This is a genomic window from Xenorhabdus sp. PB62.4 (assembly GCF_014467285.1).
In the GTDB taxonomy this organism is placed as follows: domain Bacteria; phylum Pseudomonadota; class Gammaproteobacteria; order Enterobacterales; family Enterobacteriaceae; genus Xenorhabdus.
This window is the reverse complement of record NZ_NKHR01000002.1, coordinates 91,426-111,212: the sequence shown is the minus strand read 5'-3', so window position 1 is coordinate 111,212 and position 19,787 is coordinate 91,426. Positions and strand designations below refer to the sequence as shown.

17 protein-coding genes are annotated in these 19,787 nt (G+C 43.4%); 8 read left to right on the top strand and 9 right to left on the bottom strand.

What is annotated here, in order from left to right; translation table 11 throughout:
• Positions 1 to 4: 4 nt before the first annotated feature.
• Entirely contained in the window at positions 5 to 754 is a 750-nt protein-coding gene (gene moeB, locus Xenpb_RS02355; protein WP_187652926.1) for a molybdopterin-synthase adenylyltransferase MoeB, read from the bottom strand.
• Between the two features lie 12 nt (positions 755 to 766).
• Positions 767 to 2,008, bottom strand: coding sequence for a molybdopterin molybdotransferase MoeA (gene moeA / locus Xenpb_RS02350; RefSeq protein ID WP_187652925.1), 1,242 nt, complete (start codon positions 2,006 to 2,008; stop codon positions 767 to 769).
• Positions 2,009 to 2,228: 220 nt separating this feature from the next.
• On the opposite strand from moeA, the gene Xenpb_RS02345 reads away from it, so the two are divergent.
• From Xenpb_RS02345 to yeiB, 3 genes are all read left to right on the top strand, one after another.
• Positions 2,229 to 3,413, top strand: coding sequence for a YbfB/YjiJ family MFS transporter (locus tag Xenpb_RS02345; protein ID WP_187652924.1), 1,185 nt, complete (start codon positions 2,229 to 2,231; stop codon positions 3,411 to 3,413).
• A 148-nt stretch (positions 3,414 to 3,561) separates the two neighbouring features.
• A complete protein-coding gene (gene folE, locus Xenpb_RS02340; protein WP_187652923.1) occupies positions 3,562 to 4,230 on the top strand; it encodes a GTP cyclohydrolase I FolE in 669 nt (222 codons plus the stop codon).
• Between the two features lie 39 nt (positions 4,231 to 4,269).
• The gene (gene yeiB / locus Xenpb_RS02335; RefSeq protein ID WP_187653080.1) at positions 4,270 to 5,403 is read left to right on the top strand and encodes a DUF418 domain-containing protein YeiB; all 1,134 of its coding nucleotides are present in this window, start codon (positions 4,270 to 4,272) and stop codon (positions 5,401 to 5,403) included.
• A 77-nt stretch (positions 5,404 to 5,480) separates the two neighbouring features.
• On the opposite strand, the gene sanA is transcribed toward yeiB, so the two are convergent.
• The 6 genes from sanA to metG form a co-directional block, all read right to left on the bottom strand.
• Complete coding sequence (gene sanA, locus Xenpb_RS02330) at positions 5,481 to 6,203, bottom strand: outer membrane permeability protein SanA (RefSeq protein ID WP_187652922.1); 723 nt, start codon at positions 6,201 to 6,203, stop codon at positions 5,481 to 5,483.
• Positions 6,204 to 6,375: 172 nt separating this feature from the next.
• Positions 6,376 to 8,073 carry an NAD-dependent malic enzyme gene (locus Xenpb_RS02325; protein ID WP_187652921.1) on the bottom strand — a complete coding sequence of 566 codons (1,698 nt, stop codon included), beginning with the start codon at positions 8,071 to 8,073 and terminating at the stop codon, positions 6,376 to 6,378.
• Positions 8,074 to 8,314: 241 nt separating this feature from the next.
• Entirely contained in the window at positions 8,315 to 9,199 is an 885-nt protein-coding gene (gene cdd / locus Xenpb_RS02320) for a cytidine deaminase (protein ID WP_187652920.1), read from the bottom strand.
• Between the two features lie 203 nt (positions 9,200 to 9,402).
• The gene (locus tag Xenpb_RS02315) at positions 9,403 to 10,098 is read right to left on the bottom strand and encodes a CidB/LrgB family autolysis modulator (protein ID WP_187652919.1); all 696 of its coding nucleotides are present in this window, start codon (positions 10,096 to 10,098) and stop codon (positions 9,403 to 9,405) included.
• Entirely contained in the window at positions 10,092 to 10,514 is a 423-nt protein-coding gene (locus Xenpb_RS02310; protein WP_187652918.1) for a CidA/LrgA family protein, read from the bottom strand. The genes Xenpb_RS02315 and Xenpb_RS02310 overlap by 7 nt, the downstream gene beginning before the upstream one ends.
• A 148-nt stretch (positions 10,515 to 10,662) precedes the next feature.
• Positions 10,663 to 12,690, bottom strand: a complete 2,028-nt coding sequence (gene metG / locus Xenpb_RS02305; protein WP_187652917.1) for a methionine--tRNA ligase — start codon at positions 12,688 to 12,690, stop codon at positions 10,663 to 10,665.
• A gap of 182 nt (positions 12,691 to 12,872) precedes the next feature.
• Between metG and apbC the strand changes: the two genes are divergently transcribed.
• The 5 genes from apbC (at position 12,873) to asmA (ending at position 19,002) form a co-directional block, all read left to right on the top strand.
• Entirely contained in the window at positions 12,873 to 13,985 is a 1,113-nt protein-coding gene (gene apbC, locus Xenpb_RS02300; RefSeq protein ID WP_187652916.1) for an iron-sulfur cluster carrier protein ApbC, read from the top strand.
• A 354-nt stretch (positions 13,986 to 14,339) separates the two neighbouring features.
• Entirely contained in the window at positions 14,340 to 15,419 is a 1,080-nt protein-coding gene (locus tag Xenpb_RS02295; RefSeq protein WP_187652915.1) for a YiiG family protein, read from the top strand.
• Positions 15,420 to 15,797: 378 nt separating this feature from the next.
• On the top strand, positions 15,798 to 16,439 hold the full coding sequence (gene udk / locus Xenpb_RS02290; RefSeq protein WP_187652914.1) for a uridine kinase: 642 nt from the start codon (positions 15,798 to 15,800) through the stop codon (positions 16,437 to 16,439).
• A 47-nt stretch (positions 16,440 to 16,486) separates the two neighbouring features.
• Positions 16,487 to 17,068: a dCTP deaminase gene (dcd, locus tag Xenpb_RS02285; RefSeq protein ID WP_099114380.1), complete on the top strand. Its 582-nt coding sequence runs from the start codon at positions 16,487 to 16,489 to the stop codon at positions 17,066 to 17,068.
• 62 nt (positions 17,069 to 17,130) lie between these two features.
• Positions 17,131 to 19,002 carry an outer membrane assembly protein AsmA gene (gene asmA / locus Xenpb_RS02280; protein WP_187652913.1) on the top strand — a complete coding sequence of 624 codons (1,872 nt, stop codon included), beginning with the start codon at positions 17,131 to 17,133 and terminating at the stop codon, positions 19,000 to 19,002.
• A 248-nt stretch (positions 19,003 to 19,250) separates the two neighbouring features.
• On the opposite strand, the gene Xenpb_RS02275 is transcribed toward asmA, so the two are convergent.
• Complete coding sequence (locus tag Xenpb_RS02275) at positions 19,251 to 19,661, bottom strand: hypothetical protein (protein WP_187652912.1); 411 nt, start codon at positions 19,659 to 19,661, stop codon at positions 19,251 to 19,253.
• Positions 19,662 to 19,787: the final 126 nt, after the last annotated feature.

Genomic DNA, 19,787 nt, shown 5'->3' with positions numbered 1-19,787 from the left:
AGGGTTACTGACAAACCTCACATTTAGGGTCTTTAGGCAGTTTGATCTCACGAAATTCCATTGTCATTGCATCGAACAGTAATATTTTTCCATGACAGATTTTTCCATATTGAGTCAATAGCTTAATGGCCTCCATGGCCTGTAATGAACCAATAGTTCCCACCAATGGCGCCATGACGCCTGCTTCAACACAAGTCAGATTGTTTTCACCAAATAACCGACTCAGGCAACGGTAACAAGGTTCTTTAGGTTGGTAAGTAAAGACGGAAAGCTGGCCTTCCATGCGAATGGCTGCACCAGAAACCAAGGATGTTTTACGTTTGTAGCACAAGCGATTGAGTTGTTCACGGATGGCAACGTTATCTGTGCAGTCAAGCACCATTTCGTGCTGGTTTATCAATTCATCCAATGCAGGATCATCTAATAATCCATCAATGGGATGAATGGTAACGTGCGGGTTAATCTCCCGCAGTGTCAGGGTCGCTGAATGAACTTTTGGCATACCAATACGTTCATCGCGATGGAGAATTTGCCTTTGCAGATTGGAAAGGGAAACCGTATCAAAATCCAGCAGGGTGATAGTTCCAACACCAGCCGCAGTAAGATATTGGGAAGCTGCGCAACCGAGGCCCCCCGCACCAACTATCAGCACCTTGGCAGACTTTAATTTTTCCTGCCCGTCGAAATCGAAACCCCGCAAGACAATTTGTCGGTTATAGCGCAGGGTTTCTTCATCGGTAAGTTCGATAGTCATTGTTTTATTATCTTATTGGTTTTTCAGTAAATGATTGAAAAATTCGATGTGCACTGTTTCGCCAGCCGCAACATGTCCGCGTTCCCGTTCCAGAACGATAAAACAGTTTCCGGAGCTGTATGAACTAAAGATATGGGAACCTTGATGACCTGTGGTTTTTACCTCGAATTCTCCGTTTTCATTGATGGCAGCGATACCACGTTGGAAATCCAATCTGCCGGCGGATTTTTTCAATGGCGTTGTCGCCTTGGCTGTGAGGCGTATTGGTGGTTGCCATGTGGTAAAGCCGGATAAACGGGCAATCAGTGGTTGTACTAATTGATAGAAGGTCAACACAGCAGAAACGGGATTACCGGGTAAGCCACAAAACCACGCATTCTCCAATTTGCCAAACGCAAAAGGTTTACCGGGTTTAATCGCGAGCTTCCAGAAACTGATTTTGCCCACTTCATCTAAAATCTGTTTAGTGTAATCCGCTTCACCCACAGAAACGCCGCCGCTGCTGATCACTAGATCGGCTTGTTTATCTGCATTGATAAACGTTTGGCGCAATGTAGCAGGATCATCGCGGATCACGCCCAGATCGATAACTTCACAATCCAGTTTTTCTAACATCAGGTGAACAGCAAATCGATTAGTATCGTAAATCTGACCAGCCTGTAACGGTTCGCCAATGGTTTGCAGTTCGTCACCTGTAGAGAAAATAGCAACTTTCAGCTTACGGACAACATCAATTTTAGCTATGCCCAGTGAAGCAATCAGCGGCAATTGCGCCGTGGAAAGTTTAGTTCCTTTTGGCAATACCACCGCATTTTGAGTGATATCTTCTCCAACAGTACGAATATTTTGCCCTTGTGTTACCGGAGAAGTGAACTGGATTCCTGTTTCAGTAACCTCTGTCTGTTCCTGCATCACCACGGCATCAGCACCAGAAGGAATAGGAGCGCCAGTCATGATGCGAATACAACTGCCAGCCGGCCATGCTCCCTGAAACGGCACACCAGCCAGTGCTTTTCCTGCGACGGGCAAGGTTTGGTGATCGTTCAGATCGGCAATACGAATGGCATAACCATCCATTGCTGAGTTATCAAAAGGGGGAACGTTGATGGGGGAAACGATATCAGTGGCGGTAATACGGCCCGCAGATTCGGTCAGGTTAATGGTTTCTGTGTTAGTTAGAGGAACAGTCTGCGCCAGTAATTTTTCTAGTGCCTGCTCAAGTGAAATTAAGTCTGAGGTATGACAGTGATCCATGAGAAGCTCCCTATATGCCGCAAATACAAATATTACAGCTTGCGGACAATCATTTATTTTTGAAGCAGTTATTTTTGCAATTGAACGCATTATGACAAAGATTGCTTTACTGGGGAATGAGGGGGAGGAGTTGTTAATAAAAGATGTATATTATATTCATGATTTGTTATAACTGATTTATTCTCACTAATCCAATTGATTTCATTATCATTTAATCACTATGAGCAATCAAACCATCACATCTCGTGGACGTCATTATCAGGCTTTTCAGATTGCATTAAGCAGTTTTCTTGCTTTGGTTGTTGCAATGGGAATAGGGCGTTTCACTTTTACTCCACAAGTTCCGTTGATGATTGCTGAATCCCAACTCACATTGACGGGAGCAGGCATTGTTGCGGCATTTAATTACCTTGGTTATCTGGTGGGTTCTTATGATGCAATGCGGGCTCAGCGTTTTGTTGAATATCGTCTATGGAGTGGATTATGGGGAGCAGTGATCATTACGCTGCTTTCGGCATTGCTGGATGGGCCTGTTTTGCACAGTATTGCTCGTTTCTTTATTGGCTGGGCCAGTGGCTGGACGTTGGTATTGGTTGCAGCATGGGCGAATGATGAGTTGGCAAAACTGAATCGCCCGGGATTAAGTGCGGCTGTTTTCTCTGGGACGGGAATGGGGATCTTCATCAGCGGCGTGTTGGCGATGGGGATTCAATCCTGGCAAATGAGCGCTGCCAGCGCGTGGATGTTATATGGTATTCTGGCTTTACTACTCAGTATTTATATCAGCCGTTATTTGCCCCGCAGTGGTGAACTGCACCGCCCACAAACTGCCATCCAAAAACTCACTCTGACACCGGAGATTAAGCGGTTAGTGTGGAGTTACAGTCTGGCTGGATTTGGCTATATTTTGCCTGCAACATTCCTTTCCCAAATGGCATCAGAACGTTTTCCTGATAGCCTGTTTGCTCAGTTTGTCTGGCCAATATTTGGCATTGCTTCTGTCATTGGCATTATGTTGGGAATTTTACTGCGCAATGTATCAACGCCTCAAATTCGTTTGGCAGTTTCGTTATGGCTTCAGGCATCAGGTATTTTGATTGCAGAAATATTGCCGGGTCTTGCCGGGTTGATGACGGGAGCATTACTGATAGGCGGTGGTTTTATGTGCGTGGTGCAATTGGCTTTGCAGTATGGCCGGGAATTGGCGCCAGACCACGCCCGCTATATGGCGGGATTACTGACCACGGGTTATGCACTGGGGCAATTAGTGGGGCCGGTGTTATCAGCGACTTCAACATGGCTGACAGGTAAACTGGAACCTGCTTTGTATACTGCATTTATTGGTTTGCTTGTTGCGGGGTTATTGGTATTCAATCGTCATAAAATCCATCGTGAGTTATCTTGATTTGGCGCATTGATGACGTACAGGTATAGTTGTGATTGGATACAAAAATAAATAAAGATTGTGTGGTGTTACACTCACTGATATCTGCGTAAAATAAACGTTTCGATTATCCGTCAAGTAACGGAAAGTATTACTCTTGGAGAAACTGATGTCATCCCTAAGTACAGAAGCTGCATTGGTGCATTCGGCACTGATCGCCCGTGGTCTTGAAACCCCATTGCGTGAACAAACTCTGGAGCCGGAAGTGCGTAAGGTACGCATTGAGGAACACATGACAGAAATTATGAAACTGTTAAATCTTGATTTGAGTGATGACAGTTTGGCGGATACGCCGGGTCGTATCGCGAAAATGTATGTGGATGAGATCTTTTCAGGATTGGATTATAACAATTTCCCGAAAATCACCCTGATAGAAAATAAAATGAAAGTCGATGAGATGGTAACGGTACGTGATATCACGTTAACCAGCACCTGCGAACACCATTTCGTCATCATTGACGGCAAAGCTACCGTTGCTTATATCCCTAAAGATAAGGTCATTGGTTTGTCGAAGATTAATCGTATTGTTCAGTTTTTTGCTCAGCGTCCACAAGTGCAGGAACGTTTGACACAGCAGATCCTGATTGCACTACAAGCCCTGCTTGGCACAAATAATGTTGCCGTTTCTATTGATGCAGTCCACTATTGCGTTAAAGCACGCGGCATTCGTGATGCAACCAGTACGACAACGACGACTTCTCTGGGAGGGTTATTTAAAACCAGCCAGAATACACGGCAGGAATTCCTGCGTGCCGTGCGCCATCTGCAATTATCATGATGAACTTTTACTATCATGGAGCATAGTTCTAATGGAGTAATGCACCAGCGAATTGAGGTAATTGATAGTCTGCGTGGTTTTGCCATTTTGGGGATATTACTGCTGAATATCTCCGGTTTTGCATTGCCATATGCGGCCTATATGAATCTGTTTTATAACGATTCAGTTTCATCCTCTGATGTCGTGACATGGCTGATTTTAAATACTTTTACTCAGGGAAAGTTTCTGTTCATTTTGACGTTGTTGTTTGGGGCATCGCTTGAATTGCTTCAACAGCGAGGGCGTGATTGGAATATTCCCAGATTGCTGATTTTGGCTGTTATTGGTTTACTGCACGGTATTTTGCTATGGGACGGCGATATCTTGTTGTCATATGGCATTGTTGGTCTGCTGGCATGGCATTTTATCAATAATCGTCAAAAGTTGTTTGGTACAGCGGCGACTTTGTATTTGTTCGGCGTGATGATGTTTTATCTTCTGGGGTTATTTCCCGTAGGAGATAATAATTCATTCTGGCAGCCAACACCGGAAGACCTCTTTCATGAGAGTTACTGGAAAACTCATGGCGGGCTATTGGCTATAGAGCATCGAATCCGTCAAATCAGTGGCATCATGATTGTGGTCGTTGTGCAATACGGCTGGCAAATAGTCGGTGTCATGCTTTGTGGCGCAATGTTACTGCGTAATGGTTGGTTAAAAGGAGAATTCAGCCGTAAACATTACCGTCGATTGGCATTATGCTTAATTCCTGTGGGGATGGTGATTCAATGTATTGCCTTGTTAATTCAGTATTTATACCCTTACAGCTATTTTGCGTCGTGGACAGTCCGCTACACTATTACTGAACTGGCAACACCCTTGTTGGCACTGGCTTATATCTCGTTGATTTATGGATTCTGGCCTACTATATCACGCTGGAAAATCGCGTTTTGGCTCCGTCAGGTCGGGAGAATGGCACTGAGTAGCTATTTGTTGCAAACCTTGATTTGCACCACTCTTTTTTATCGCTTTGAATTATTTGACCGGTTTACCCGTTTGGAATTGATGGCATTTGTTCCATTTATCTGGGCATTAAATATCTGGTTTGCTTGCTGGTGGTTGAATCGTTATTCACAAGGGCCGATGGAAAAGCTCTGGCGCAGTTTAACAACAAAATTGTCTGGTAAGGTTTAGGCAAATCATTTGCTAAGTTGTTTAAAGATTAAGAGCCTATTGGATAGGCTCTTTTATATTGAATTCGTTTCTCTTTTTTATTTGCTACGAGGTTTTTTTTCTAGTTCCTGTAGCTCTTCTGGCGATACAGCCGGATAACCCTGAACCCCGGTTGGGACGATATGTGGTGTGGGAATTGGCATCAATGGGCCTAAAAAGCGTGGTTCACGTTTCAGAATATACAAATCTGTCAATGCGCCAAGACGTGCAAATATTTCCCTGAAACGAATGGTCATCATATTCTTAGGGGAAGGCACCGCATAGCATTGTGCTTCTATACCCAGATGTATGGCGATAAACAAAGCCCGTTCACAATGGAAGCGCTGAGTGATTATGGTAAAGTCGTCAGTATCAAATACCTTGCGGGTTCTGACAATCGAATCCAGTGTTCTGAAACCGGCAAAGTCCATTACAATGCTGCTGGCTGGGATCCCCGCCTTGAGCAAATCCTTCCGCATGGTAATGGGTTCATTATAATTGTGCTGAGCATTATCTCCGCTTAATAATAAATACTTAACTTTACCGCTGTTGTAAGCGTTAACCGCTCCTTGAATGCGGTAAAAATAATATTGGTTATATTGACCGGTTTTATAATATTTGGATGTGCCGAGTACCATGCCGACTTGTCGCTCAGGAAGTAGCCTGAGGTCATCAAAAATGTAAGGAGCGGTTTTCCAGCTAATCCAACGGTCAAGCATAATAGCTGTCAGCATCATGACAGCAATAATGAAAACCAGACCGGTAATCAAGCGTTTCCACATGATTTTCTTTTGCCTTATATGTACTTATGGGCCAATGCCTAAAGGCTACTTTACTTAAAATATTGAAGCAAGTTTTCAGTAGGTGATATTAAAACTTATTACAAAACTAAAACGGCGGGGCAATAACTGAAAAAGCCCGCCAACATGATTGGCAGGCTTATTAAGATTATTATCAGAATGAGGTGCGTTTATAGATGCGATATTCTGGTTTCCAGAAATTGCGGTCAATTGCTTCATCCAGTGCATCTTCGGATGTGACAATCGCTACACCTTGAATTTGGGCTTTTTTCGCCACTTCTTTGGCTATTTTGCGAGAAACATCCTGGATATCATCGATGAGCGGCAGTAATGGGCCAGAGCCTGTTTGTGCCAGTGGTGAACACTCTGCTAATGCACGGCTGGCTGCCATCAACATATCATCCGTAACACGTTTAGCGCCGGAAGCGATAACACCTAATCCGATACCAGGGAAAATATAGGAATTATTGCACTGTGCGATCGGGAATTCCTGACCTTCATATTTTACCGGAGCAAATGGGCTGCCTGTTGCCACCAGCGCTTTACCCTCTGTCCAATTGATGATGTCTTCAGGACGCGCTTCTACACGAGAGGTCGGGTTAGACAGCGGCATCACGATTGGGCGTTCGCAATGTTTGTGCATTTCACGGATGATTTCCTCTGTGAACAAACCAGACTGACCGGAAACACCAATCAAGACAGTGGGTTTTGCGTTGCGAACGACATCCATCAGCGAAAGGGAATCACTGCTGACATCCCATGATTGCAGAGCTGAACTTTTCTGTACCAGCGCACTCTGGAAATCCAGAAGATTTGGCAGCTTATCGGTTAAGAGACCAAAACGGTCAACCATGAACACACGAGCACGAGCCTGCTCATCACTTAATCCTTCAGATTTCATCTGGGCAATGATCTGCTCTGCAATCCCGCAACCCGCGGAACCTGCACCAAGGAATGTCACAGTCTGATCTTTTAGCTGGCGCCCCGCGGCATGGCTGGCTGCAATCAAGCTACCAAGGGCAACGGCTGCGGTACCTTGAATATCATCGTTGAAGCAGCAAAGCTCATCACGATAGCGGGTCAATAGTGGCATCGCGTTGTTCTGAGCAAAATCTTCAAATTGCAGCAGGACATTTGGCCAGCGGCGTTTCACCGCCTGAATAAATTCATCCACAAATTCGTCATACTCTTTGCCGGTAATGCGCGGATGACGCCAGCCCATGTATAGCGGGTCATTCAGACGTTGTGGGTTATTTGTGCCCACATCCAGCACAACCGGTAAGGTATAAGCCGGGCTGATTCCACCACAGGAGGTATACAGCGACAATTTACCAATAGGGATCCCCATTCCCCCGATACCCTGATCACCCAGGCCAAGAATACGTTCACCATCAGTGACCACGATAACTTTCACATTCTGCTTGGTGGCATTTTGCAGCATGTCATCAATGTAAGCTTTGTTTGGATAGGAAATAAACAGGCCACGTGCACGGCGGTAAATGTCAGAAAAATGCTCACACGCTTCACCCACGGTTGGTGTATAGATGATAGGCATCATTTCACTGAGATGAGCATCAAGGAGACGATAGAACAGCGTTTCGTTGGTGTCCTGAATATTCCTTAAATAAATGTGTTTATCGGCGTCACTTTTGAAATCGCGATATTGACGGTAGGCGCGCTCAGCCTGTTCTTCTATTGTTTCAACTGCCTGGGGCAGTAAACCATGCAAGTTGAAATTGCTGCGCTCTTCTTCAGTAAAGGCACTGCCTTTATTCAGCAGAGGAAATTCCAATAAGATGGGACCTGCGTAGGGAATATAAAGAGGACGTTTACTTTCGTGTTCCAGTTCCATGATGCTTACTCTTTGGACTAATCAATAACAAAATCGGCTGTAGATCCTAAGAAGATAAAAAAAATAAGTACAGCAAATGTTACTTAAATATATTTATCGTGAGCAAAAATGAGAGATAACATGCAGAATTGGCTAAAAAAATGTTATTTAATTTCTTTATTTTACTCCTCTTGAGCGATATAGAGGAGTAAAACTGCCATTTTGTTAAGTTACCTTTATACCCAATGGGATATAGTTCATTTTAAAAGGTATGCCGTTCCACTTTTGTACAGCCAAGTGCGGTTAATGTCGATTGTGTTGCGTTCCATTGTGATAAATGGCTATTTTCACCTTCCACGAGTACCGCCCGTTTGATGGATTGACAATTCCCACCTGACATATTCATGAGTATCAGAGCGGCCTGCAATGGCGGTAAGCTTGGGTTGAATGCAGCGTTTTCTGCATAACGGCCGGTATAAATTCGCCCTTGCTTATCCTGTAGTGCGATCCCTGAGTGGGATTGGCTATAAGGTGCGTGACTGTGGTTTGCTGCGTCCAGTGCTGACTGTACTAATTCGTCGCTGGTATTGAATTGATGACCGTGGTTAACGGTATCCAGCAGCAGTGGTGTGTCTGTTAAATCACCTGGGCCAAAGGCTTCCGGCAGGTAATCCGCTAGCGTTAATCTTGGGCGATTCGGTAGATAAACTTCTAATTGTGTACCGCTATTCAGCTCATTCATAAACTGGCGGCAGTGACCACAAGGCGAATAGTTGATAGTGATGGAAGCCAGTTTTTTCTCACCACATAACCAAGCGTGTGTAATTGCTGATTGCTCGGCATGGACAGTTTGCTGTAAAGGGACACCAGCAAATTCCATATTGGCGCCGAAATAAAGATTACCACTTTCTCCCCGTGCAATTGCACCGACATAGAAATGGGAAATAGGCGTAATGGCACAGGCCGCAGCAAGTGGCAATAAGGCTAATGCCAGCGCATGATCATCAAATCCACTGATTTGTTTAACGGATTCAACCTGTTTTGCGGTTAGCATGGCAGGAAAATCGTCATTGCCAATGTAAGGTAATAGCGCTTCTTGCAGTTTAGGCGTAATTTCTGACCAAATAGCATGAAAACGAGCTTGCATAGAATGATCTCCAAATTAATTGAAGGTCATTCTAGGATGTCTGTTCAGGTTTGTAATGTGATAACAGCCATATATTTAATGAAATTTGTGTAATAAAAGCATTATCTTAGCAACTTATATCAAATTTTTGCTGTTTTAATTAACTTTTTCACTTTTTAGTTACGCTTTATCAACTTCTTTAACAATGGCTGTTGGCAGGATAATTAACCGAACAGATGCAATAAGATCGGAAATAAAAAAGGTGCAATGAGTGAAGTAATAATGCCGCATGTCATTAAAGCTAACGAACTGTATGCTCCTTCAACATGATCCATTTCAGCACAGCGGGCAGTCCCCACCGCATGGGATGCTGTTCCCATCGCCAATCCTCGTGAGGCCTGTGTCTTTATTTTCAAAAGATTAAACAGGTTATGCCCAAAGATTGCACCTAAAATACCTACCGTGATAACACAAGCTGCACTGATAGCGGGAATACCACCAATAGAATCAGCGACTGCCATAGCAATTGGCGTGGTGACAGATTTGGGGAGAACGGAAGCGGCGATTTCAGGTGTAGCACCTGCCCATAACGCAATGGCAGTACCTGTTACCATTGCCACAATACTGCCAATAAAACAGATGGTAATAATCGATTTCCATTGGGCACGGATTTGATGGAGTTGTTCATAAAGCGGAAAAGCCAGGGCGACAACGGCAGGTTGTAGCAAATCATTCAATATCCGGCTACCCGCAAAATAATGTGCGTAAGGTGTATTTGTCATGAGTAGCAGGGGAATGATAACAGCCATTGATATCAACAAAGGATTAAATACAGGCAGTTTGAGCCGAATTGACAGCTTTTTGGCAAAATAAAATACGAGCAACGTTAACGGTAGTGACCACCAAATATGACTTAACATTTTTCTTTCTCTTCCTGTTTTTGCTGTTTAGCGCCAATAATGATGCGCTCGCGGTGGACATAGTGGGAACTGTAGGCAACAACAATCATGACAACGATTGTACTGACAATACAGGAAAGGATAATGGGGAGTATTTGCTGACTGAGTTGTGAGTAATAATCCATGACACCCACTCCGATAGGTAAAAAGAGCAATGTCATATTTTTCATCAACAGACTACAGCCCGGTTTTACCCAATGCGGGGGAATAATTTGGAATGCAAGTAAACAAAACAGGAGAAGTAAGCCAATAATACTGCCGGGAAGAGAGAAGGGAAGCAGTGCTGAAATGATATTTCCCGCGATCAGGCACAAATAGAGCAACGCGAATGCGCGCAGATATTGCCAGCCTATCATCAGCACGTTTTGGAAAGACATAATAGATAATTCCTCAATATAGCGAGGTTTTTATCATACGACTAACACTGTAAATGTGCCATACGTCACATTAAAAAGCGGACTCAAAAATGAATCCGCTTTAGTATCTATTTGATAAAAATCAATATTTTTTCTGAGTGCGCGTTAGTTATTTAACTTGCATGCCAGGTTGTGCGCCGCTATCCGGGCTTAGCAGGAAAATATCTTTCCCGCCAGGGCCTGCTGCCATCACCATACCTTCTGAAATACCAAAGCGCATCTTGCGTGGTGCAAGGTTGGCAACCATCACTGTCAGGCGATTTTCCAACGCCTTTGGATCAGGATAGGCTGAACGAATGCCGGAGAATACTTGACGAGTCTCGCCACCGAGATCAAGGGTCAGTTTCAGTAATTTATCTGAGCCTTCAACAAAATCAGCTTGTTTGATCAATGCAATACGTAAATCAACTTTAGCAAAATCATCAAATGCAATCGTGTCCTGAATAGGATCATCCGCCAACGGGCCAGTTACGGTTTTTTGGGGCTCGATGCTCTCTTTTGAGTCAGCAACCATAGCTTCAATTTTAGCCATTTCAATGCGATTAAATAGGGCCTTGAATGGGGAAACTTCATGGTCTAACAGAGGTTGTTGGATGCTATCCCAAGTCAGTTCGGTATTCAGGAAGGCTTCTGCGCGTACAGTCAAGCCCGGAAGCACTGGCTTCAGGTAAGTCATTAATACGCGGAACAGGTTAATGCCCATTGAACAAATCGCTTGTAGATCAGCGTCACGGCCTTCTTGTTTCGCCACAACCCACGGTGCCTGTTCATCAACGTAACGGTTAGCAATGTCGGCCAATGCCATGATTTCACGGATTGCCTTGCCGAATTCGCGATTGGTGAAGTCTTCTGCAATAGTTTGTGCTGCATCAACAAATTTTTGATACAGCGCAGGATCAGCAAGCTGGTCTGCCAGTTTGCCACCAAAGCGCTTATTGATGAAACCGGCATTACGTGAAGCAAGGTTAACCACTTTGTTAACGATATCGCTGTTAACACGCTGAACAAAATCTTCCAGATTCAGGTCAATATCATCAATGCGGGAAGAGAGCTTCGCTGCGTAATAATAACGCAGGCAATCAGCATCAAGGTGTTTCAGATAAGTCTCGGCCTTGATAAAAGTTCCGCGGGATTTGGACATCTTAGTTCCGTTTACGGTGATATAACCGTGAACGAACAGGTTGGTTGGTTTACGGTAATTGCAACCTTCCAACATTGCCGGCCAGAACAGGCTGTGGAAATAAACGATATCTTTACCGATGAAATGGTAGAGATCTGCTTTGGAATCTTTTTCCCAGAACTCATCGAAATTCAGGTCATCACGCTTATCACACAGATTTTTGAATGAGCCCATGTAGCCAATTGGTGCGTCCAACCAAACGTAGAAATATTTACCCGGTTGATCTGGAATTTCAAAACCGAAATAAGGTGCATCACGGGTGATATCCCATTGTTGCAACCCGGCTTCGAACCATTCCTGCATTTTATTTGCGACTTGCTCCTGTAACGTACCAGAGCGAGTCCATTTTTGCAGCATGTCGCTGAATGCAGGGAGATCGAAGAAGAAATGCTCTGTATCGCGCATTTCTGGCGCGGCGCCAGAAACAACGGAACGAGGATTGATCAGTTCCGTTGGGGAATAGGTCGTTCCACAAACTTCACAGTTATCGCCATACTGATCTTCTGCCTTACATTTTGGGCAGGCGCCTTTGACGAAACGGTCTGGCAGGAACATGCCTTTTTCTGGATCGTACAACTGAGAAATTGTCCGGTTTTTGATGTAACCATTCTTTTTCAGTTCCAGATAAATTTTAGATGCAAGTGCTTTGTTCTCTTCACTATGCGTAGAATGGTAGTTATCGTAGCTGATAGCAAAGCCGGCAAAATCCTGCTGATGCTCCAGGTTCACCTTGGCAATCATATCTTCTGGTGAAACCCCACTCTGCTGGGCTTTCAGCATGATTGGTGTACCGTGGGCATCATCAGCGCAGACAAAGTGAACCTCTTTGCCGCGCATTCGATGATAACGAACCCAAATATCAGCCTGAATGTGTTCCAGAATATGACCGAGATGAATTGGACCGTTAGCATAAGGTAACGCACAGGTCACCAATAGTTTGTTCGCGACTTGAGACATAGTTAGGATCTGACTTCCGTAAAATGAAAAGGGTTTTTGATGTTACCTGATCAAGAGCGTTGCCGCTAGGGTAACGGGGGAACTTCGTCACTTTTACTTATGGCCTTATCTGAAGCCGTTAGCTTCTGTTATGATGTCCAAACGGTTTTAGGTTGAAAAAAGAGAAATTAAAAGGAGCCGGGATGAACTCACAATCCCCCGAGCAGACCAATCCTGACCTGCTGAAAGAACACGTTGCCAAGATATTGACAACGTTCAAACACCCGACATTAGAGCGAGATTTGATCGCCCTGAAAGCGTTACATCATTGCACTATGCTGGATGGCGTACTGCATATTGAATTAATCATGCCGTTCGTCTGGAAACGCGCCTTTGAAGTATTAAAAACAGAAACAACTCAATCCCTGCAAGCCGCGACGGGAGCAAAAGCCGTTGAATGGCGATTAACCCATGATATCAGCACATTGCGCCGGGCCAATAACTTGCCGGGTGTAAATGGTGTGCGCAATATTGTCGCAGTCAGTTCAGGTAAGGGCGGTGTGGGGAAATCCAGTACGGCGGTAAATTTGGCGCTGGCACTGGCACAGGAAGGAGCAAAAGTCGGTATTCTGGATGCGGATATCTACGGCCCCTCTATCCCCAATATGCTTGGTACAGCCAAAGAGCGCCCGACTTCCCCGGATGGTCAGCATATGGCACCGATTATGGTACATAGCATAGCGACTAACTCCATCGGCTACCTTGTTACTGATGATAACGCAATGGTCTGGCGTGGCCCGATGGCGAGCAAAGCCTTGATGCAAATGTTACAGGATACTTTGTGGCCGGATTTGGATTATCTGGTGATCGATATGCCGCCGGGGACAGGTGATATCCAGTTAACGCTGTCCCAGAATATTCCGGTGACTGGCGCGCTGGTTATTACAACACCACAGGATATTGCCTTAATTGATGCCATGAAGGGCATTGTTATGTTTCAGAAGGTCAATGTGCCGGTTTTAGGCATTATTGAAAATATGAGCACCCATATTTGCAGTAACTGCGGTCATCATGAGCCGATTTTCGGTACAGGTGGAGCAGAGACACTCGCAGAAAAATATCATTGCCAATTACTGGGAAAAATCCCACTGCATATTTCATTGCGTGAAGATCTTGACCGCGGCGAACCGACGGTAATTAGTCAGCCTGATAGTGAGTTTGCGGATATTTATCGTGAAATTGCTGCCGGTATTTCTGCGCAGATGTATTGGCAGGGAGAAAAGATCCCAACTGAAATTTCTTTCCGTGCAGTTTGATTTGAGTGGTTGCAGTTTTATTTAAGTAATTATTTAAAAAATATATAAAAACGCCGTTGTTAGTTGATGATTTTTTGTGAGCGGCGTTTTTTATCTTAGTTAAAAATATTACTTAATTTAATTGGTTGTCTGGTATTTTATTCTTCCCCAATTAATAAATTGGATGTAAAACTCGATTTGTTGCCTTTATTACATGGAAATAGTGAAATTAAGAAAACTTAATTCCCCTGATGAGTAATTTATTGAAATTTCAATTCATTAGCTAAACTACTTTGTTGTTGAGTCGGTGCCTTGAAATCCATCTTTTCAAAAGGTATTTTATCCACCTTAAAAAATCTTATGTAAGGAATGACAATGGATTTTAATGGTAGCTCCACAAAATGGAAAAAAGGGGTTATGGCGTTTTGCATTGCGCTAGCGTTATCAGCGTGTGATAACAAAAAAGAAGAGTCAGCACAGCCTGTAGCCTCTGCATCATCATCTAAAACTGCGCAAGGTAATTCAATCGCAGGGAAAGTTGAACAGTTGGCTAAGGAATTAAAAGGCGAATCTGTTCAAGATGCTGAACAAGTTATTTCAGAAAAAATGCAGGCATATATTGAGTGTTATAACTCACTGGATGAATATATCCATGAGAGTATGAATCGCTATAGCGATTGGGTTAAAGACTTAGAAAAAGGCCCTACAGGTAATGAAAAAGTTGTTTATGGTATCTACTCGGTTGGGCAAGATAGCGTAACCCGTTGTCAGGGAAAAATTAAAAAAGTTGCTGCAATGACACCCGAATTGAAGCCGATTGATGATATTGCTATTAACTATATTGAGTCATCAGTAAAACTTGTCGCAGAAATCAATGCACTGAATCGCTATTATGACCAAGGTGATCACAAAGATGATGGTTTTGCTAAAGGCAAAGCAAAACATCCTCAATTGATCGCTGCTTATCAGGTATTTGAACCAGTGTCTGAAAAATTCTCTCAATCTATTGAAAAGATTAATGATGAACGTCAACTGACCGCTTTACAGCAAATAGAAAAAGAAGATGGTCGAACGTTGGAATATTATAGTCTGGCAATCTTAATTGATGCCAAAAAAATCAATCAGATGATCGAAGAGGATACTTTTGATACTGCTCAAGCATTCGCTATGGTTGCTGAATTGCAAAGCAAGACAGAAAATGCGCTTCCCTTGGTTGCAGAACGTCAGAATGCGGGTGACCACTCCTACATAGGTTATAACTTTCTATTAACTCAAGCTGACAGTTATGCTAAGGCGGCGAAAGAACGTATCCGCAGGATCAGGGATAAAGTTCCTTATTCAGATTTTGAGGAAAAACGTTTAGGCACGTCTTCTGAATGGTTGGTAAATGGTTCTGTCGGCAAACTGATACGAGAGTATAACCAATTTGTTGAGAGATTTAATCGGTTAAATTAATGAGTAACTCATTGATATTATTATCATCCTGTGGTGGTTTATGATATTTGAGTGATTCAGTATTAAAAACGTAGGTCAATGGCTCCTACGGTTACAGAGCCATTGACCTATGTTCGGTGATGTCTATTTTATCTGCCGAAATGCCTCGCATCACTTTCCATATTTCAATTACATACCATTGAAGGATTATTTTTAGCGTATTCTCCACTTGAAGCATAAAATCGCGGAATTTTTATGCGAAGCGTATCGAAAAAAACGAGACTTATCTTGTTTACTCTGGAATAGAAGCCACTAACTCCCTATAATCCGCCACACATGGTGTTCGTGAATACCATGTTCCCACTTTATTTTTTCTTTTTTAACCAGGTTATTTCTACTATGGCTGATGAAGCACATAAGTGTACAATCGTAGGTATCTCAGGTGCCTCCGCCTCAGGCAAAAGCCTAATTGCCAGCACACTTTATAGAGAATTACGCGCTCAGGTTGGTGATCATAATATCGGTGTTATTCCAGAAGATTGCTATTATAAAGATCAAACCAACACCCCAATGGAAGAACGTTATAAAGTTAATTATGATCACCCAAGTTCAATGGATCACAATTTACTGTTTGAACATCTCCAGGCACTGAAGGCCGGAAACTCCATTGAATTGCCGCAATATGACTACGTTGAACACACCCGCAAACCTGAATCCATTCATTTTGAACCGAAAAGAGTCATTATTCTCGAAGGTATCCTACTATTAACGGATAAGCGTTTGCGTCAAGAGTTGGATTTTTCCATTTTTGTCGATACACCACTGGATATCTGTTTGATGCGCCGTATTAAACGCGATGTGAATGAACGTGGGCGTTCATTGGATTCCGTCATGGAACAGTACAAGAAAACGGTACGGCCCATGTTCCTGCAATTTATCGAGCCATCAAAACAATATGCCGATATTATTGTACCTCGTGGTGGGAAGAACCGCGTGGCCATTGATATCTTAAAAGCCAAAATTGGCCAATTTTGCGAATAATCTGCTGTTCAGGCATTCATAAGTATCATCGTATTTGAGAGGAAATAATGCGACTCTGTGACCGTGACATTATTAAATGGCTAGATGAAGGTAAGCTGGTAATTACCCCACGTCCCCCTGTTGAACGTATTAATGGGGCAACTGCTGATGTGCGCCTTGGGAATCAGTTTCGCGTTTTTCGGGGTCATACTGCCGCTTACATTGATTTAAGTGGACCTAAGGCGGAAGTCAATGCGGCACTTGACCGTGTCATGAGCGATGAAATTACTTTGCCGGATGGAGAAGCATTTTTCCTCCATCCCGGTGAATTGGCTTTGGCGGTAACGCTGGAATCTGTCACACTGCCTGATAATTTAGTCGGTTGGTTGGATGGGCGTTCATCTCTGGCGCGTCTCGGCCTGATGGTGCATGTCACTGCGCATCGTATTGATCCGGGTTGGCAGGGGCAAATCGTTCTGGAATTCTATAATTCGGGCAAACTGCCTTTGGCTTTACGCCCCGGAATGGTCATAGGCGCATTGAGCTTTGAACCGCTTTCGGGATCGGCTGAACGGCCTTATAACCGGCGTCAGGATGCTAAATATAAAAATCAGCAGGGAGCCGTAGGTAGCCGTATCAGTGAAGATTAATCTTTTCTGGTAAAGCTTTCTGGTGAAAATAGTCATCTTGTAGACATGAGACTGGGGAAGTCATGAAAAGATTGTTGACGACACTCGTTATTTTGTTGGTAGTCATTGTTGCTGGTTTAACTACGCTGGTCATGTTAATTAACCCAAATGATTTCCGTGACTATATAGTCAAACAGGTACAAAAGAAGAGTGGCTACCAGCTCGTGTTTCAGGATGATTTACGCTGGCATGCCTGGCCAAAACTGAGCATTCTGACTGGGCAGGTATCATTGACCGCTCAGGATGCTAAAAAGCCGGCAATTGTGGCAGAAAATATGCGTCTGGACGTGGAATTATTGCCTCTGTTATCCCACCAGCTTTCAGTTAAAGAAGTGATGCTGAAAGAGGCTGTATTGCGATTCACCCCAGATAGTCAGCCGCAGAAACGGCTGCAAGCCCCGATTGCGCCGGAAAGTGATATTCGCTATCCCGCCGTCTCTGGCCGTCAGGCTTGGAAATTGGATATTGCCAGAATCAAAGTAGTGGATAGTTTATTGATCTGGCAAGCTAGTGATCATTCCCAATTAAATGTTCGTGGTATCAATTTACTGTTGGAACGCAATGATAAAAATCACGTTGACCTCAAACTCAGCAGTAAAATTAATCAGAATCAGAAAGAATTGGCATTTGAACTTGGTGCCTTAGTGGATATTTCCGACTATCCGCAGAAGATGTTGGCTGACATTAATTCCCTGACGTATCAATTAAAGGGTGTTGGTTTGCCATCTGCCGGAATTCAAGGGACGGGCAGTGCTACAGTGAAATATCAGGCTTCACCTGAATCAATATCACTGCAAAAAATAGCGTTGATGGTGAATGATGAGAACGAGCTGAAAGGTAATATTACTGCCATATTGAAAGATAAGCCGCAATATTCCATCAACCTGACATCGCCAAAATTGAATCTGGACAATCTGTTAGGGTGGGATGTCTTACCGAAAAATACCCCGCAGTCAAAACATGATTATCGAATCGAAAATAACTCCTCAAAACCAGTGATCGCGGCATCAGTCTCGCCATTGTCCAATTACGATCTTACTTTTTTGCAAGGCGTTGATGCTGATGTCTCATTCATGGCAGATAAGCTCATTTATCAGGGGATGAATATTGATAATTTTGGTTTGCAGGCTGTGAATAATAATGGCTTGGCGAGAATTGAAAAGTTAAACGGCAATCTATTTGGTGGACATTTTGCGCTGCCAACCACGATTGATGCCACAGTGACTCCTGCAAAATTACATACAAAGCCATTTTTACAGAAAATTGAACTGGAGCCATTGTTAACCGCATTAGCATTACCGCCAATATTCAATGGTCAGATTAACGTAGATGGTGATCTTGTGGGGGAAGGGTATGACGAATATGCCGTTTCCCATTATTGGCAGGGTGATTTGAATATCGATCTGAAAAACGCGCGCCTGAAAGGATTGAATATTCCACAGCTTATTCAGCAATCTTTTTCCCGGGCAACTGATCAAGTCAGTCAACCTACGAATACAGATGATTTTACAGAAGCGAAAAATATGTCAGTGAAAGCACAATTGGATCATGGTGAGATTAATATTAGTGGACTTACTGCAACTTCCGGTATTCTCAATATTCAGGGTAAAGGAAAAGCGAATTTACTGAAACAGAACACCGATGTTTCATTATGGGTGCAACTGACCGGTGGATGGGGTCAACAGAACGAATTGGTACGTCGTCTGGCGAAGTTAAGAGTGCCACTGCGCGTTTATGGTGATTGGAATAACCTGCAATATATGTTGAATGTGGAATCTGTATTGCGTGATGAGATACAAGAAAGAGCCAAAAAATCCATCAAAGATTGGCTCGAAAACAACGATAATGAGAACCTTAAAAAACTAGAGGAATTGCTGAATAAAAAACAGGGGTAATCATTAATACGTAATGTTAACCATGTATGCAAATTTTAATTAAAAAAATGGCTTAGAGTGTCACAAATCATAAAGTCAGAAATAAGACAAAGAGAGGGTAAATATTACCTATGACGTCTAATCTTGGTCGTGCATTATCGTCGGTTTATGTGTAGTAATAGAAAAGAAATTGATATTTTAGTTTAGGTCAGGTGATCGCTTTGGCGATCACCTGATTTAATGCCTATTTCTGTTAATACCTTACTGTATTAATACCCGACAACCTGATAGTAGAAGTGCGGTACCCAGCCAAGCTGATTAGTCGTGACGGAGACCGTCAGTGTATCTTTCGACAAGCCAACTCCGTCTGAATTATCTCGCCGAGTTTTGACATCAGCCAAATAACTAGGATGCTGATTATCAAAACTATCTCCGACAATACTTGCCTGGCATGAAATAATGCCATTTGGCAAGGCCGTGGGCAGTGTGATTTTGTAGAAGTGAGTATAATAAGTCACCCCACCAATCACAGATACATTAAATTCGCCAATAGGTTCACTTCCAACCACAAGCCCATTTAGCATGAATATCTCACCCAGTTTGATGATGGTGTGATCTTCCCCGATTCGACGTGATTCAAGGTCTGATCCTACCAAATCACCCAAGCCTAAATTTCGCACAAGGGCTTGTTTATCTGGGATATCAGCTCCATTCTTACTTTTCTCCAGCCGTCCCTCAACGTCATCTTTAGCGGCTAACTACCATTGAATGGCGTTAATTGTACTTAGGGAAGTTATAAGTAAATA

What these genes read in the sequence shown, in the direction of transcription:
- Xenpb_RS02295 (WP_187652915.1), top strand. Translation starts at nt 14,340, where the DNA reads ATGGATTTTAATGGTAGCTCCACAAAATGGAAAAAAGGGGTTATGGCG.
- Xenpb_RS02315 (WP_187652919.1), bottom strand. Translation starts at nt 10,098, where the DNA reads ATGTTAAGTCATATTTGGTGGTCACTACCGTTAACGTTGCTCGTATTT.
- dcd (WP_099114380.1), top strand. Translation starts at nt 16,487, where the DNA reads ATGCGACTCTGTGACCGTGACATTATTAAATGGCTAGATGAAGGTAAG.
- asmA (WP_187652913.1), top strand. Translation starts at nt 17,131, where the DNA reads ATGAAAAGATTGTTGACGACACTCGTTATTTTGTTGGTAGTCATTGTT.
- apbC (WP_187652916.1), top strand. Translation starts at nt 12,873, where the DNA reads ATGAACTCACAATCCCCCGAGCAGACCAATCCTGACCTGCTGAAAGAA.
- Xenpb_RS02345 (WP_187652924.1), top strand. Translation starts at nt 2,229, where the DNA reads ATGAGCAATCAAACCATCACATCTCGTGGACGTCATTATCAGGCTTTT.
- metG (WP_187652917.1), bottom strand. Translation starts at nt 12,690, where the DNA reads ATGTCTCAAGTCGCGAACAAACTATTGGTGACCTGTGCGTTACCTTAT.
- moeB (WP_187652926.1), bottom strand. Translation starts at nt 754, where the DNA reads ATGACTATCGAACTTACCGATGAAGAAACCCTGCGCTATAACCGACAA.
- yeiB (WP_187653080.1), top strand. Translation starts at nt 4,270, where the DNA reads ATGCACCAGCGAATTGAGGTAATTGATAGTCTGCGTGGTTTTGCCATT.
- Xenpb_RS02325 (WP_187652921.1), bottom strand. Translation starts at nt 8,073, where the DNA reads ATGGAACTGGAACACGAAAGTAAACGTCCTCTTTATATTCCCTACGCA.
- udk (WP_187652914.1), top strand. Translation starts at nt 15,798, where the DNA reads ATGGCTGATGAAGCACATAAGTGTACAATCGTAGGTATCTCAGGTGCC.
- folE (WP_187652923.1), top strand. Translation starts at nt 3,562, where the DNA reads ATGTCATCCCTAAGTACAGAAGCTGCATTGGTGCATTCGGCACTGATC.
- Xenpb_RS02310 (WP_187652918.1), bottom strand. Translation starts at nt 10,514, where the DNA reads ATGTCTTTCCAAAACGTGCTGATGATAGGCTGGCAATATCTGCGCGCA.
- moeA (WP_187652925.1), bottom strand. Translation starts at nt 2,008, where the DNA reads ATGGATCACTGTCATACCTCAGACTTAATTTCACTTGAGCAGGCACTA.
- sanA (WP_187652922.1), bottom strand. Translation starts at nt 6,203, where the DNA reads ATGTGGAAACGCTTGATTACCGGTCTGGTTTTCATTATTGCTGTCATG.
- cdd (WP_187652920.1), bottom strand. Translation starts at nt 9,199, where the DNA reads ATGCAAGCTCGTTTTCATGCTATTTGGTCAGAAATTACGCCTAAACTG.